This is a genomic window from Nocardia sichangensis, assembly GCF_047200615.1.
In the GTDB taxonomy this organism is placed as follows: domain Bacteria; phylum Actinomycetota; class Actinomycetes; order Mycobacteriales; family Mycobacteriaceae; genus Nocardia; species Nocardia sichangensis.
Map to the genome: position 1 here is coordinate 244,069 of NZ_JBJZOK010000006.1, position 13,706 is coordinate 257,774.

At 67.9% G+C, this 13,706-nt stretch carries 15 protein-coding genes; 7 read left to right on the forward strand and 8 right to left on the reverse strand.

The features are described 5' to 3' along the window. Positions 1 to 41 precede the first annotated feature (41 nt). From ACL03I_RS11210 to ACL03I_RS11225, 4 genes are all read right to left on the reverse strand, one after another. Positions 42 to 341 (reverse strand): hypothetical protein, encoded by a 300-nt coding sequence (locus tag ACL03I_RS11210; protein ID WP_364431692.1) that lies wholly within the window; start codon positions 339 to 341, stop codon positions 42 to 44. Then, positions 338 to 700: a DUF190 domain-containing protein gene (locus ACL03I_RS11215; RefSeq protein WP_355077832.1), complete on the reverse strand. Its 363-nt coding sequence runs from the start codon at positions 698 to 700 to the stop codon at positions 338 to 340. Before ACL03I_RS11215 ends, ACL03I_RS11210 begins: the two co-directional genes overlap by 4 nt. A 92-nt stretch (positions 701 to 792) precedes the next feature. Beyond that, positions 793 to 966 (reverse strand): hypothetical protein, encoded by a 174-nt coding sequence (locus ACL03I_RS11220; protein ID WP_356960966.1) that lies wholly within the window; start codon positions 964 to 966, stop codon positions 793 to 795. 476 nt (positions 967 to 1,442) lie between these two features. Then, the gene (locus ACL03I_RS11225; RefSeq protein ID WP_412805842.1) at positions 1,443 to 2,942 is read right to left on the reverse strand and encodes an MFS transporter; all 1,500 of its coding nucleotides are present in this window, start codon (positions 2,940 to 2,942) and stop codon (positions 1,443 to 1,445) included. Between the two features lie 117 nt (positions 2,943 to 3,059). Here ACL03I_RS11225 and ACL03I_RS11230 point away from each other — a divergent pair, with 117 nt between their 5' ends. Then, entirely contained in the window at positions 3,060 to 3,740 is a 681-nt protein-coding gene (locus tag ACL03I_RS11230; protein ID WP_355077834.1) for a TetR/AcrR family transcriptional regulator, read from the forward strand. Between the two features lie 54 nt (positions 3,741 to 3,794). Next, the gene (locus ACL03I_RS11235; RefSeq protein ID WP_355077835.1) at positions 3,795 to 5,093 is read left to right on the forward strand and encodes a D-arabinono-1,4-lactone oxidase; all 1,299 of its coding nucleotides are present in this window, start codon (positions 3,795 to 3,797) and stop codon (positions 5,091 to 5,093) included. Between the two features lie 19 nt (positions 5,094 to 5,112). On the opposite strand, the gene ACL03I_RS11240 is transcribed toward ACL03I_RS11235, so the two are convergent. Beyond that, positions 5,113 to 5,868 (reverse strand): SIR2 family NAD-dependent protein deacylase, encoded by a 756-nt coding sequence (locus ACL03I_RS11240; RefSeq protein ID WP_356960962.1) that lies wholly within the window; start codon positions 5,866 to 5,868, stop codon positions 5,113 to 5,115. Positions 5,869 to 5,975: 107 nt separating this feature from the next. Between ACL03I_RS11240 and ACL03I_RS11245 the strand changes: the two genes are divergently transcribed. From ACL03I_RS11245 to ACL03I_RS11255, 3 genes are all read left to right on the forward strand, one after another. Then, positions 5,976 to 6,887, forward strand: coding sequence for an oxygenase MpaB family protein (locus ACL03I_RS11245; RefSeq protein WP_397276889.1), 912 nt, complete (start codon positions 5,976 to 5,978; stop codon positions 6,885 to 6,887). A gap of 602 nt (positions 6,888 to 7,489) precedes the next feature. Further along, a complete protein-coding gene (locus tag ACL03I_RS11250; protein ID WP_355077838.1) occupies positions 7,490 to 7,903 on the forward strand; it encodes an arsenate reductase ArsC in 414 nt (137 codons plus the stop codon). A gap of 54 nt (positions 7,904 to 7,957) precedes the next feature. After that, positions 7,958 to 8,347, forward strand: a complete 390-nt coding sequence (locus tag ACL03I_RS11255; RefSeq protein ID WP_355077839.1) for a VOC family protein — start codon at positions 7,958 to 7,960, stop codon at positions 8,345 to 8,347. Here ACL03I_RS11255 and ACL03I_RS11260 read toward each other — a convergent pair. Further along, on the reverse strand, positions 8,344 to 9,048 hold the full coding sequence (locus tag ACL03I_RS11260; RefSeq protein WP_412805843.1) for a helix-turn-helix domain-containing protein: 705 nt from the start codon (positions 9,046 to 9,048) through the stop codon (positions 8,344 to 8,346). The two genes, ACL03I_RS11255 and ACL03I_RS11260, sit on opposite strands and share 4 nt — an antisense overlap. Before the next feature lie 73 nt (positions 9,049 to 9,121). Then, on the reverse strand, positions 9,122 to 9,823 hold the full coding sequence (locus ACL03I_RS11265) for a TetR family transcriptional regulator (protein ID WP_412805844.1): 702 nt from the start codon (positions 9,821 to 9,823) through the stop codon (positions 9,122 to 9,124). An 85-nt stretch (positions 9,824 to 9,908) separates the two neighbouring features. Here ACL03I_RS11265 and ACL03I_RS11270 point away from each other — a divergent pair, with 85 nt between their 5' ends. Further along, positions 9,909 to 11,078, forward strand: a complete 1,170-nt coding sequence (locus ACL03I_RS11270; protein WP_355077842.1) for an FAD-dependent monooxygenase — start codon at positions 9,909 to 9,911, stop codon at positions 11,076 to 11,078. 25 nt (positions 11,079 to 11,103) lie between these two features. On the opposite strand, the gene ACL03I_RS11275 is transcribed toward ACL03I_RS11270, so the two are convergent. Further along, entirely contained in the window at positions 11,104 to 11,598 is a 495-nt protein-coding gene (locus ACL03I_RS11275; protein WP_355077843.1) for a hypothetical protein, read from the reverse strand. Between the two features lie 706 nt (positions 11,599 to 12,304). Between ACL03I_RS11275 and ACL03I_RS11280 the strand changes: the two genes are divergently transcribed. Beyond that, the gene (locus ACL03I_RS11280) at positions 12,305 to 13,699 is read left to right on the forward strand and encodes a bifunctional lysylphosphatidylglycerol flippase/synthetase MprF (RefSeq protein ID WP_355077844.1); all 1,395 of its coding nucleotides are present in this window, start codon (positions 12,305 to 12,307) and stop codon (positions 13,697 to 13,699) included. Positions 13,700 to 13,706: the final 7 nt, after the last annotated feature.

A 13,706-nucleotide genomic window follows, 5' to 3' on the forward strand; every position in this document is an offset into this window, starting at 1 on the left:
GTCTCCCTTCCGTATCGGCTGCGCCCGGCTCGTCATCAGGATCATGTCCACGACCGCCCGGTCACCGCCGACCCCACGGCCACGTCGTTCATGTCGGCCGCCGGCCGGAACGACTCGCAGCCCTCCATGCTGAACGTGGTCGGCACGGTGCGGAAGCCCGCTTCCGCGGCGGCGAGCGGTCGGTCACCCGCCGGCGCGCCGCTCAGATCGCCGAGCCGCGCCGAACCGACAATGGTAACGGCCGACGTGCCCGGCGGCATCGGCGAGGCGAAATCCGCTGGTGCCGCGAGGGCTACGGGAGAACCGGCCGGGGCATCGGGCTTGCCGCGGGGTCTGGTCATCGCTCACCTTCCTGCCACTGGTCCACCGGTGCCAATGTGACGTTGACCGAGGTGAACAGTTCGGCGTTCCGCTCGACGAAGGCGCGCAGGCGTTCGAAATCGTCGACCAGCACCAGCATCAGCGGAAGGTGGTCGGCGATATCCAGGATCCGGGTGGTGTGCACATGCGAGGACGCGCCGTATCCCTCGATGCCGCGCCACACGCTGGCGCCCGCCAGGCCGCTGTCTCTGGCCCGGCGCACGATCTCGTGATACAGGGGCGTGTGCCGCCATTTGTCGTCCTCGTCGAGCAGCACGGTGAGCCGTGCCGCGGGCCGCCACCGTCCCGCCGCGGCGGCATCCGCTTGCGAACCACTCATGCCTGCCCCCTTCCGTCGTGCCGTTCCCGTCGATCGCCGAGCCGAACCAGGTACTCACCGTGCCATGCCCGCGCCGGGCTCCGACGCCCCGGCTACGCCACCGCCACCCCCGAGGCGGACGAGCGCGGGAAGTGCCGCGCCCGGTCCGAGGAGTCTACGAACCTCGCGGGTGGGGTGGAGAAGGTGGTGCGACCGCCGGGTGCGCCGATACCGAGAAGGGTGCACAGCAGCCCCTTGGCTACCCACACCGAAGCGGTCGGAATCATCGGGTTTCCGATTGCAAAGCATCCCATGACATTTACCGCGTACGCCGGGTAGAGGACCGCCCACCTCTGCACGAGACCGGATCGAGCACAATGCCGATGGCGTTCAGCAAAGCCCGCCACATCTACTTACCTCGTATTTTGCACCAATAATGGTGATTCGGGAGCGCTTTGCCGTGTGCGGCGGACGAGCACCGCGTGTCGTGCGCGATAATCGGCGAAGGGCTCCGCGATCCGGATCATTGCCGCAGCCCATGGCGGAAGACTCGTCCCCACACCGGAGTAGAGCGCCAGGAGTGGCCGATCGGGCAACCGCAGAGCACAGTCCCGCCACCCCTCCTCGCGAGGGCACCGCCGCGCTCGCCGACGAACCCGCGATCGCCCGGCTCGGACAGCGACGACGGCCGCCGCCCCCGCGACGGAATCGCGGGGACGGCGGCCCCTGTGCCGGAAACCGGATCGGCGGTGCCGCACTCGGTTCAGTGGGCGAGCACCGGCTCTCCCTCGGCGGGCACCGGCGCCGTGCTCGGCATGAGCACCGCGGTGAGGATGCCGCCCACCACGAAGATCGCCGTGGCCCACCAGAAACTGGTGGTGTAGCTCTCGATCGCGGACTGGGCGATGGTGAGCGGGTCCGGGGTGCGGGCGGACAGGTAGTCCGTGGCCGCGGATGCCGCGATGGTGCTCAGCAGCGCGGTGCCGATCGATCCACCGACCTGCTGGCTGGTGTTGATCATGGCCGAAGCCACGCCGGCGTCCTCGTGCTGGACGCCCGAGGTGGCGCCCTGGAAGGCGGTCGACATCGAACCGCCGAGGCCGAACCCGAGCAGGATCAGCGCGGGCAGGATGTGGGTGACGTAGCCGGTGTCCAATCCGATCCGGGTCAGCCACGCCATGCCCGCCGCCGCGATCAGGAAGCCACCGCTGACCACGACCTTCGGGCCGAGTTTCGGCAGCAGCAGCGACGGGCCGGTAGTCGAGGAGGCCACCATGGCGGCGACCATCGGCAGGAACGCCACGCCGGTCATGATCGGCGAGTAGCCCAGGGTCAGCTGCATGTAGTAGGTGAGGAAGAGGAAGATCGCGAACATCCCGATGCCCATGATGAAGACCGTCAGGTAGGAGGTGCCGCGCATCCGGTCGAGCACGATCCGCAGCGGAAGCAGCGGGTGCGCGACCCGGGTCTCCAACCAGGCGAACACCGCGATCAGCGCCGCACCGCCGAGCAGGAACGCCAGGGTGACGCCGTTGGTCCACCCGTCCGATTCCGCGTGCGAGAACCCGTAGACGATACCGAACAGGCCCGCGGTGACCACCACCGTGCCGGGGATGTCGAGCTTGGGCCGCTCGGTGCTCGTGTGCTTGGCCAGCAACAGCACGGCCCCCACCAGGGCGACGGCGGCGAAGGCGAGGTTCACGAACATCACCCAGCGCCACGAGGCCCATTCGGTCAGTGCGCCGCCGAGCAGCAGCCCGATCGCGCCGCCGGTGCCGGCGACGGCGCCGAAGATGCCGAACGCCTTCGCCCGCTCGGACGGTTCGGTGAAGGTCACGGTGAGCAGCGAGAGCGCGGCGGGAGCCAGCAGCGCGCCGAAGACACCCTGTCCGACACGAGCCGCGACGAGCATCTCGAAACTGGTGGCCGCGCCACCGACGGCGGAGGCGACCGCGAAGCCGACCAGACCGATGATGAAGGTGGTGCGCCTGCCGAACAGGTCGCTGAGGCGTCCGCCGAGCAGCAGTAGGCTGCCGAACGCCAGGGCGTAGCCGGTGACCACCCAGGAGCGGTCGCCGTCACTGAAGCCGAGGTCCTGCTGGGCAGCGGGCAGGGCGATGTTCACCACGGTCGCGTCCAGCACCACCATGAGCTGAGCGACGCCGAGGACGGCCAGCACCCACCAGCGCAGGGCGTGCGAGCCGCGCCGCCCACTTCCCGTTCGCTCCGGGGCCGGGGCCCCGCGGTCGATCGCGGTAGTCATGTGTACCCTTTGTCTCGAGCATTGATCCGGAGAATGCTCCTCCGCTTACTCGAAGAAGCTATCACGATAACGGAGACAACACCTCCGGTTAATCCCCGATGTTGATAGAATGGCGGTGTGAATCACGCCACGGTCGCCTCTCCACCCCGGCGCCTGCGGGCCGATGCCGCGCGCAATCAGCAGCGGATCATCGCCGCGGCGCGGGAACTGTTCGCCGATCACGGACTCGAGATCACTCTCGACGACGTGGCCGAGCGCGCCGGTGTGGGTGTCGGCACGGTGTACCGCCGCTTCGCGAACAAGAAGGAACTGATCGTCGAAGTCTTCGACCAGAACCTGAACGATTTCGCCGACGCGGCCGACGCCGCCTACCGGCATCCCGATCCCTGGTTCGGACTCGTCGAGTTCTTCGAATACGCGTGTCGGCACATGGCCACGAATCGCGGATTCAGCGAAGTCATGCTGGAACTCGAAGACGACGAGACCGACCGATTCGCGGTCGTGCGCGATCGCATCAAGCCGAAGGTGCACGCCATCTGCGCACGCGCCCGCGACGCGGGCGTGCTCGCCGACGGCATCGAGCCCTCGGATTTCTTCGCGCTGGTGCACATGGTCGACGGTCTCGCCGAGTTCGCCAGGCCGGTCAATCCCGATGTCTGGCAGCGGTATATGGCCATCATGTTGAACGGCGTGCGCGGCGACAAGACGCCGCGTCAGCATCTCGTCGTCCCCCCGCTGAGCGACGACGAGGTCGAGCACGCCAAGCAACAGCTGACCTGCAGCTGGCGCAAGAGGTAGCGAAAACGAACCGTAAGTAGCGCGGGTCACACACACTCCCGTAGAGTTGGACACATGACCAATTCGTGGGTGAACTGGGCCGGCGATCAACGCTGCGCACCCGCACTCCTCGCCACGCCGCGCTCCGTCGACGAACTGGCCGGCCTGCTCGCCGACGCCGAAGCCGACGACCGGACCGTGCGCGTCGCGGGCAGCGGGCATTCGTTCACCGACGCCGTCCTGACCGACGGCACCTTGCTGAGCCTGGCGAACCTGAACCGCGTGCTCGACGTCGACCGGGCGAGCGGCCTGGTCCGGGTGGAGGCGGGCATCAGCCTGAACGCCGCCAGCACCGCCCTGCACGAGCACGGCCTCGCCTTCCCGAATCTGGGCGACGTCGACGTGCAGACCGTCGCGGGCGCCATCGCCACCGCTACCCACGGCACCGGCGCGACTTTGCAGAACCTCTCCGCCGCAGTGCATTCGGTGGAACTGATGCAGGCCGACGGAACCCTGGCGGAACTGAACGAGCAGACCGATCCCGACGGTTGGCGCGCGGCGCGCGTCGGCATCGGCGCACTGGGCGTCGTCACCGCCCTGACGCTGCGGATGGCGCCGTCCTTCGTGCTGGAGGGCATCGAGCGACCGATCCCGGTGGAGGACGTGCTCGCCGACCTGGACTCGTTCGTCGACGGCAACGAGCATTTCGAGTTCTACATGTTCGCGCACAGCCCGCTGGCCATGACCAAGCGCAACAACCGCGTGCTCCTGCCCGAACAGCCGCGCCCCAGAGCGGTGGACTGGTTCACCGACATCTTGTTGTCCAACTACCTGTTCGACGCGCTGTGCGGCCTGAGCCGCAGGCAGCCGCGCCTGCTCCCGTTGATCCAGCGCAGCGCCGCCTATGCGGGCAGCTACCGGCGTCAGGTGGACCGCTCCTACCGGGTGTTCGCGTCGCCGCGCCTGATCCGCTTCACCGAGATGGAGTACGCGATCCCGCGCGAGCACTCCGTCGACGCGATCCGCGAGATCAAGGAACTGTCCACTCGATTCGACACCCCGATGCCCATCGAGGTGCGGTGGGTCGCGCCCGACGACGCGTTCCTGTCCCCGGCGGCAGGCCGCGACACCTGCTACATCGCGGTGCACCAGTACCGGGGCATGGACTTCGAGCCATACTTCCGCGCCTGCGAAGCGGTTTTCGACCGCTTCCAGGGCCGCCCGCACTGGGGTAAACGCCACTTCCAGACCGCCGCGACGCTGCGCGGCCGCTATCCCGACTGGGATCGGTTCGCCGAGGTGCGCCGCCGCTTCGACCCGAAAGGGCGTTTCGCCAATCCCTACCTCGACCGGGTACTCGGCCCGGTCGGCTGAACCCGGCGCACCGCAGGCTTCACTCCGGTGGATCGGCGAGGAGCTCCGCGACCAGACGGGGCACGGCCGTGCCGATGGGTTCGCGGATGATCTCGGTGGCCATGGCGTCGTACGGCGTCGGCTCGGCGTTCACGATCACCAGATCCGCGCCGCTGCGCACGGCGATGGAGCACATCGACGCGGCGGGCTCGACCTGCAACGACGTTCCGATAGCCAGGAAGATGTCGCTCGTCTCCGCGGTGAGCGCGGCCTTGGTCATGGTGCGGCGGTCCATCTGCTGGCCGAACATCACGGTGGCGGACTTGAGGATGCCACCGCAGTCCGGACACGGCGGGTCGGGTTCTCCCGCGGCCACTCGCTCCAAGGTGGCGGACATCGAGGTCTGGTAATCGCATTCGATGCAGACCACCTCGAACATGTTGCCGTGGATCTCGATCACCCGATCCGGCGATGACCCCGCCCGCTGATGGAGGCGATCGATGTTCTGGGTGATGATGGTGACCGCTCGCCCGGCCCGCTCCAAGTCGGCGAGCGCGTTGTGCGCGGCATTCGGGACGGCCTGCCAAGCCGGATTGTCCCGCCGCGCGAGCCAGGCGCGTTCCCGCAAGCCTCCGTCGGCCACGTAGTTCTGATAGGTCGACAGCAATTCGGCGATCGGATCCTTCGTCCACACCCCGCGCGGGCCGCGGAAATCCGGGATGCCGGAATCGGTGGAGATGCCCGCGCCCGTGAGTACTCCGATCCGGCCGGTACGACTGCGCCACTCGGTCGTCATATCTGCACAGCCTAGGGGCAGCGACGAGATCGGACACGGATAGACGATGAGAGATTGTTAGGGTTATTATCTCATTGTATGAGTTCGGCCGATCAAGGGAGATCACGATGACCGCGTCCGTCGCACGCGAATCCACCGGCGCGCGTACGCTGCCGCCCCGCCGCCCGATCGAACCGGGAACCCGCATGTGGGAACAGACCGGTCTGATCACGTTCTCCCTCACCGCGGGCTCGGCCTTCCTGTTGCAAACGATGGAACCGACCATCTCCGCGGTGGTGGACGAGTACTCCACCTTCCGCACCGATCCGATGGGACGTGCCACGCGCAGCCTGGCTTCGGTGATGATGTGGGTCTACGGCGGCGACGAGGCGCTCGCCGAGGCCGACCGCCTGCGGGAGCTGCACGCGTCACTGAACACCACCGACGCCAACGGCGTGCGCCACACCGCGCTGTCCAGCGCCCCGTGGGCCTGGGTGCTGCACACCGGGACGTTCGCCTTCACCGAAAGCGCCAAGTACTTCGCCAAGCGCCCGCTCACCGCGGCGGACAAGGAAGCGTACTTCCAGGAGACGCTGCAGCTGTTGCGCAATTTCTCGGTGGCGCCCAAGGAGATCCCGGCGAACTACACCGAATTCGAGAAGTTCTTCGACGACACCGTCGCGAACCATCTGGTCGCCACCGACACCGCGCGTGATTACCTGCGGGTGATCCGCTCCGTCGCGCCGCCGAAGCAACTGCCGCGCGTGCTGCGTCCGGCCTGGAAAGCGGCGGCCGCGCCGATCGGCTGGCTGCAGTACTTCGTGACGGTCGGCACCACGCCCGAGGTTGCGCGCCAGAAGCTCGGCCTGACCTGGACCGCGGCCGACGAGCGCAAGCTCCGGATGCTCGGCCGGCTGATCGCGCGACTGGTGCCGCTGCTGCCGGAGCGGTTGCGTTACTTCCCGATCGCCTATGAAGCCCGCCGCCTCGAACGCGATCGTCAGCGGCTGCGCAAGATGATCGACCTGCGTCCGATCTGATCCGCCTCCGGGAAATAATCCCTTCTCCGGTGGACATGCGCGGCGGGCGAGACGATTCGATCCCCGCGGCCATGACATTCCGCTGATTCGCGCGTGTACCCCGGTCGACCTCGCATCGACCGGGGTACACGTGTCGGCGGTGCAAGAGACCGAAGCGCGTTCGGCGATGTGATATCGCGCGTTGCGTAGTGATCCGCATAACAGCGGCTACCGGGGTGATGCCCGCACGTCCTGAGCCTGTGCGCTCGCCGGATCGAATCGCGTATCGTCCCGCGCTGCCGAAAGCTCGCGAACCGCAACGTCTCTGGATGCCGCGGCCTTCCTCGTGCCTTCCGGTGCGCCCCTTCGGGCGAACACTCCTGCACTACCGTCCAGTCCCCTCCGGCATGCGAGTACGCGGCGGCGGCGCGATCTCGGATTCGGGCTCTGACCTGCGACCACCGTACGCGCGCGCACACGAAGGCACGGCGCGCCGTAACGATTCACGGCTCGCTGGTATACGTATCTCATACGCTCCGAAAGCGTTTCGGCTCACCCAGCCGGGCGGCCGGTCCGCCAGCCAGCACACTTATGCTCCACCTTGCACATCGAAAGGCGTTCCCATGTCCCACAAGCCCAGTGTGCTGTTCGTCTGCGAACACAACGCGGGCCGTTCGCAAATGGCCGCCGGGTTCCTCACCGCCCTCGCGGGCGACCGGTTCGATGTGCGGTCGGCGGGCAGCGCACCGGCCGACACCCTGAACGCCACGGTGGTGGACGCCATGGCCGAGATCGGCATCGATATCTCAGGACACACCCCCAAGCCGCTCACGATGGACGCGATCGGCATCTCCGACGTGGTGGTCACCATGGGCGCGGGCGACGCCTGCCCGTTCTTCCCCGGCATCAGCTACCGCGACTGGATGCTGCCGGATCCCGCCGACCAGACCATCGATGTGGTGCGCACGATCCGCGACCACATTCGCATCCTGGTGGAGAATCTCATCGCCGAACTGGTCCCCGCACCCGCGCGGTAGGCGCTGTCCGATTCGTTCAAGACGCGCCCCCGCGGCACTGCCTACGCTGCCGGCATGACACCACAACTGGACGTGATCGGCATCGTCGTCCGCGATATGGCCGCCGCGGTGACCTTCTACCGTCGCCTCGGTCTCGACTTCCCGGACGGCTCGGAACACGAGGGGCATGCCGAGGCGGCTCTGCCCAACGGCCTGCGGCTCACGCTGGACACCGAAACCGTCATCCGCTCCTTCCATGCCGACTGGACGCCATCGACCGGAGCGGGCCGACTCGGAATCGCCTTTCGCTGCTCGGATCCCGCTGAAGTCGACGCCGTCTACGCCGAACTCGTGGACGCTGGATACCACGGCGAACTGAAGCCGTGGGACGCCTTCTGGGGGCAGCGCTACGCGGTGGTGCAGGACCCGGACGGCAACGGCGTCGACCTGTACGCCGCTCTCTAGGACTGGGCGAGGAGCTTTCCCAGCGGGATCCCGGCCAGCGCGCGCACCTCGCGCGACAGGTGCGCCTGGTCGGCGAAACCGGCTCGCGTCGCGGTTTCGGCGAGCGGTACGCCCTGGCGTGCCGTCCCCAGCGCGCGTTGCAAGCGCAGCACCCGCGCAAGGGTTTTCGGGCCGTAGCCGAAGGCATCCAGGCAGCGGCGGCGCAGGGTCCGCTCGCCGAGCCCGGCCGTGTCGGCGACCGCCGCCACCGGCCACCCGGCGTCGAGCGCGCCGACCAGCTTCCGCAGGAGCGGATCTGCCGGTTCGGTCTCGGCCGCGCGCCGGCGCACGAGGTGTTCCAGCGCTGCCGCCTGATCTCCGGCACCCGCGATCCGGTCGACCAGCGGCCGGACCATCGCCGACGGCCACAGCTGAGCCAGATCCACTCGCCGGTCACGCAACTCGCACGCCGGGACGCCGAGCAACGCGGGCGCGGTTCCCGGGAAGAACCGGACGCCGACATACCGATCGCCGGACGTTCCACCGGGATGGTGGGCACGGGTGTCCGGTCCCGCGACGACCAACCGGTCGTTCATCCAGATCAGATCCATGCAGCCGTCGGGCAGCACCGGCAACGCGGAGCCACTGGCGTCGACGGTCTTGGTCCACAACACGGCGCCCGCGTACCTCGACGGCCGCTCGCGGTAGGCGGCATCGTCCATGCCGCCGACGCTACCCCGGGCCTCCGACGAACACGAGCGGCTTGTCTCAAAAATATCGTCTCAATAAGACGATTTATTTGAGATAGCGGTACAGCGTCGCCCGGGAGACACCCAACTCCCGGGCGATGTCCGGGATACTGCGGCGCTCCGTGTCACGCATCCGCCGGGCGAGTTCGATCCGCTCCTCGGTCATCGCCGCCGGCCTTCCCCTGGACGCCGACGCGGGCCGCGTCCGGTCCGCGGGCGCCAACAGCAGGCGCACTCCTTCCAGCACCTCCGCACGCAACTGTTCGACCGGAGCCTCGGCGTACAGCACCACCGGGTCACTGAGCCCCGCCACCGCCTGGGTGGCTCGAACGCGCTCCGCGAAGGTGGCGTCCGGCCCCGCCACCAGGATGTTCGCCTGCATCATGGCCTTGCTGAACCGCTCGAAAATGGTTCCTGGAGCGGCCAATGCCAGGTCTCGGACATTGAGCCGGAGCAGGTAGCGATGCGTGAGGAACACGTCGAGCAACCCTTCGATCACGCGACGTTGCGCCTCGCACGGATCGGGATCGGCCGCCTCGGCGACGACGCGTTCCATGGTGACGAGCAACGGTTCGGCCAAACCGGCCAGGATGTCGTACTTGCTCGGGTAGTGGTACAGCACGCCCGCCTTGGAGATGCCCAGCTGCTCGGCGATCGCGCGTACCGAGGTGCGGTGGTAACCATGCGTCCCGAACAGGTCCATGGCCACCTCGAGGATGCGCGCGCGGGTGGTCGTCTCGTCGCTCACGGTACAGATCCTACCTGTTGACTGACCGATGGTCAGTGTCTTACATTCATGACTGACCAACGGTCAGTCGATGAAGGAGGCACTCATGGCCCACGAACCCCGCATTCTCATCTCCGGCGCGAGCATCGCCGGACCGACGCTCGCGTACTGGCTGGTGCGCAACGGCTTCCGGCCCACGGTGGTCGAGCGCAGCCCCGCACTGCGCCCGGGCGGCAACGGCGTCGACATCCGGGCCAATTCGGTGCGGATCGCGGAGCGCATGGGTGTGCTGCCGCGGCTGCGCGAACGAGCCACCGACATCCGCGAGTTGACCTTCGTCGACGCCGCCGACCGCCGCGTCGCGGGCATGAGCACCAGCACCTTCAACGGGGACGGCGACCTCGAGATCATGCGCGGCGACCTGGCCCAGGTGCTGTACGAGGCGACCGCCGACGACGTCGAGTTCAGCTTCGGAGATTCGATCGCCGCGATCGATCAGCACGAAGGCGGCGTCGAGGTGACCTTCGACAGCGGCAAGCAGGCCGAATTCGACTTGGTTCTCGGCGCCGACGGATTGCATTCGCGGACAAGGAATCTCGCCGTGGCACCCGAGGCGGACGCGCTGCACCACCTCGGTGTGTACTTCGCCACCGCGCGTATCGACACCGAGCTCGGACGTCCGCACTCGGTGACGCTCTACAACACGCCGGGGAAGGTGGCCGGCGTCTACCGCTCGGGGGCCCACGACACCGCGACGGCGTTCTTCGCCTTCCGCGAGGACCGCGTGCTCGAGGTCGACCACCGCGACCAGGATGCCCAGAAAGCCCTGCTGCGCGGGTATTTCGACGACCAGGCCTGGCAGGTGCCCACCCTGCTCGACCAGGCCGCCGCCGACGACGGCTTCTATTTCGACGCGGTGAGCCAGGTCCGCATACCGGCCTGGTCGAAGGGGCGGGTCGCGCTGGTCGGCGACGCCGGTTACTGCGCGACGCTGCTGTCGGGCGCGGGCGCGGCGCTGGCCATCGAGGGCGCACATCTGCTCGCGACCGAGCTGGCCGCAGCGGGCGGTGACCATCGGATCGCCTTCCGCCGCTATGAGCAAGCCCTGCGTCCGACCGTGCTGCGGGCACAGCGTTCGGTGCGGGCGAGCAGTTCCATGCTGATTCCGGCCACCGGCGGCCGCATCTGGTTGCGCAACCAACTGACTCGCCTGATGGTGTTGCAGTCCCTCGCGTCTCGCGTCTACCGGCCGGTCGAGGTGCGCGCCGCCGCCTGAACAGCCGGGCACCGCGCCGGTGCGATCAGCGCTGCGGCGGCGCGATCGGGACGATCTCGCGCGGCACGACGCGCAGATACGGATCCCGATGAGCGGCAGCGATCTTCGACTCCGCGTCCCGGCAACCCACGGTGACGTCGCTGTTCGGGGCGGAGGAGAACGTCCACACCGTCACCCATTCCGTCCCGCCGAACGTCTCGGTCTTCTTCGCGTCCGACGAGCGCAGATCTTCATTCCGGCCGGAACTATCGGTGACTGTGCAGCGAATACCACCGACGGCTTGACCCCAAGCGGCGGGAGCCCGGATATCGAGCACCGCATCGGCGGGCACCGGAACTTTCTTTACTTCACCCAGCAAAATCCGGAGCCCGCCGTCCGCCGCCTCGTCGTCGCGCGCTCCGGCCGTCGTGGCCGGAGCGCTCGAGGCGGCACCGACGGTGGTCGAGGTCGCCGCCGACCCCTCCGAAGGATCGTCGGAACACCCGGACACAGCAGCGACTACCAGCGCGGCAATCGCCATCCAGCTCAGTTTCACAGTCGGACCTCTCGTCGCGCCCACTCCTCAGGCGGTTGGTTCGGATCAGCCAGGCACTGAGCATGACAACGGGACAGCGGAAAATCGCGGATACACGCCGAGGAATCAGCAATCGGACTGCAATCGACCGAATCAGCCCCCAAGAGAAAGAAATAGGGTTGAATTGTCGATTTGCTTCGATCATGCTCCGCGCACATTCGGGCAATCGGTCTGCAGCCGAGGATTCTCCTATGTCGTCGCGCGGGCGCACATCGCGCGGCCGGCATCGCACCGGTTGACCGCCGAAATCCGACCTCGGAGCCCCGATGATTTCGCCCGTGACGTCGGCGGCGACCTTCGGCGATCGGATCGCGGCCCGCCCGGACAGCCCGCGCCACCACGCGGCGGGCATCACGGCGGAACTGCTGGTCGCTCACGCCGATCAGGACGGTCCACGCCACCCGATCAGATCGCACGACTGGAAGCGGCCCTGGCGAAGGAATAAAACGGGATTCATCCGATGTTTGCCCCTGGGGCGGCACGTGCCCTGCGTCCGGCTCGGTTCGTGCCCCCGGGCTACCCGACGGTTCGGAAAGGCATTTCCCCTGGACCGTCCGGTGCGCATAGTGTGTTCGGTAGGCGATCATCTGGAGGGCCACCATGGCGAAACTGTCGTGGGTAGCGAAGCGCGCGGGCAGAGCGGAGCCCGCTCGTGCCTGACGGTCAGGGAACCTCCAGCTCGCGCACACTGCGCGCCACCACCCTCAGCGGCTACCGGGAAGCCGCTTTCACCACCACGCCCGCCGCGCGCGCCACGCTGATCACCCTGGCGCTGCTGATCGCGGTGATCCTGGCCTACGAGGCCAACGCCACCTCGAACGAGACCGTCGACCACGGCTGGTTCGTCGCACTCGCGCTGTCCGGCGTCTTCGTCGCGCGAGGGCTGCACCTGCGCAGGCCGATCACGCTTCCGCACCTCACCGCCGCGGTGCTGGTGCTGGCCGTCGCGCACCTGGCCTACCGCGCCGAGCATCCCGGCGCCGGATTCGTGCTGCTGGCCGCCACCGGCTTCGTTCTGGTGCTGCCGATAGCCAGCAAACCGCAGCCCGACCAGCTGTACCGAGTGGCAGAACTGGTCGGCCGCACCGAGGGCGATGCGCTGGCGCCGTTCGCCTTGCACTCGTCGAAGACCTACTTCTTCAACGCGTCGTCGACCGCCGCGATCGGCTATCGCGCTCGCTTCGGCATCGCCGCCGTGGCGGGCGACCCGATCGGTGATCGCGCGGCCTTCCCCGAACTGGTCGCCGCGTTCTCCGACTTCGCGGTCAACCAGGGCTGGCGCGTCGCCGTGCTGGGCGCGAGCCCGGAACTAGCGGACCTGTGGCAGGTGTGGGCGCTGGAGCATCGCGGGCTGCACGCGGTACCGATCGGCCGCGACGTGGTGCTCGATGTGGACGAGTTCGACCTCGTCGGCCGCAAGTTCCGCAACCTGCGCCAAGCCGTGAGCCGGACCAAGAATTTCGGCGTCACCACCGAGGTGGTGTACGAGTCGGCCCTCACCGAACAACGACGCGAGGAACTGCTGGCCATCGTCGACGAATGGCGGCGCGGCAGGCAGACCCGTGGCTTCTCGATGATCCTGGACCACCTGCTCGACGGACGGAATCCCAACATGCTGGTGGTCATCGCCAGCGACGCCGACGGCAATCCCGTTGGCTTCCAGCGCTACGGCATCTCGGACCGGGGCCGGGAACTGAGCCTCGACGTGCCGTGGCGGCGCAAGGACGCACCCAACGGCCTGGACGAACGCATGATCGTCGATCTGGTCGACTACGCCGCCGCGCACGATATCCACCGTATCTCGCTGGCTTTCGCCCCCTTCCCGGAACTGTTCGCCGAGAAGGACAAATCGCGCACGGCCACGCTGCTCTACGTGCTGGTGCACCTCGCCGATCCACTGATCCGGCTGGAATCGCTCTACCGCTTCCTGCGGAAATTCCACGCGCTGTCGGATCAGCGCTACGCCTTGATCCGCTGGCGCGAAGTGGTCATCGCCGCCGCCGCCCTGCTCACCCTGGAGTTCGCCCCGCACCGCCGCGAGTACTGAGCGGCAC

What these genes read in the sequence shown, in the direction of transcription:
- ACL03I_RS11270 (WP_355077842.1), top strand. Translation starts at nt 9,909, where the DNA reads ATGGCCCACGAACCCCGCATTCTCATCTCCGGCGCGAGCATCGCCGGA.
- ACL03I_RS11250 (WP_355077838.1), top strand. Translation starts at nt 7,490, where the DNA reads ATGTCCCACAAGCCCAGTGTGCTGTTCGTCTGCGAACACAACGCGGGC.
- ACL03I_RS11275 (WP_355077843.1), bottom strand. Translation starts at nt 11,598, where the DNA reads ATGGCGATTGCCGCGCTGGTAGTCGCTGCTGTGTCCGGGTGTTCCGAC.
- ACL03I_RS11225 (WP_412805842.1), bottom strand. Translation starts at nt 2,942, where the DNA reads ATGACTACCGCGATCGACCGCGGGGCCCCGGCCCCGGAGCGAACGGGA.
- ACL03I_RS11255 (WP_355077839.1), top strand. Translation starts at nt 7,958, where the DNA reads ATGACACCACAACTGGACGTGATCGGCATCGTCGTCCGCGATATGGCC.
- ACL03I_RS11235 (WP_355077835.1), top strand. Translation starts at nt 3,795, where the DNA reads ATGACCAATTCGTGGGTGAACTGGGCCGGCGATCAACGCTGCGCACCC.
- ACL03I_RS11245 (WP_397276889.1), top strand. Translation starts at nt 5,976, where the DNA reads ATGACCGCGTCCGTCGCACGCGAATCCACCGGCGCGCGTACGCTGCCG.
- ACL03I_RS11220 (WP_356960966.1), bottom strand. Translation starts at nt 966, where the DNA reads ATGATTCCGACCGCTTCGGTGTGGGTAGCCAAGGGGCTGCTGTGCACC.
- ACL03I_RS11240 (WP_356960962.1), bottom strand. Translation starts at nt 5,868, where the DNA reads ATGACGACCGAGTGGCGCAGTCGTACCGGCCGGATCGGAGTACTCACG.
- ACL03I_RS11215 (WP_355077832.1), bottom strand. Translation starts at nt 700, where the DNA reads ATGAGTGGTTCGCAAGCGGATGCCGCCGCGGCGGGACGGTGGCGGCCC.
- ACL03I_RS11260 (WP_412805843.1), bottom strand. Translation starts at nt 9,048, where the DNA reads ATGGACGATGCCGCCTACCGCGAGCGGCCGTCGAGGTACGCGGGCGCC.
- ACL03I_RS11210 (WP_364431692.1), bottom strand. Translation starts at nt 341, where the DNA reads ATGACCAGACCCCGCGGCAAGCCCGATGCCCCGGCCGGTTCTCCCGTA.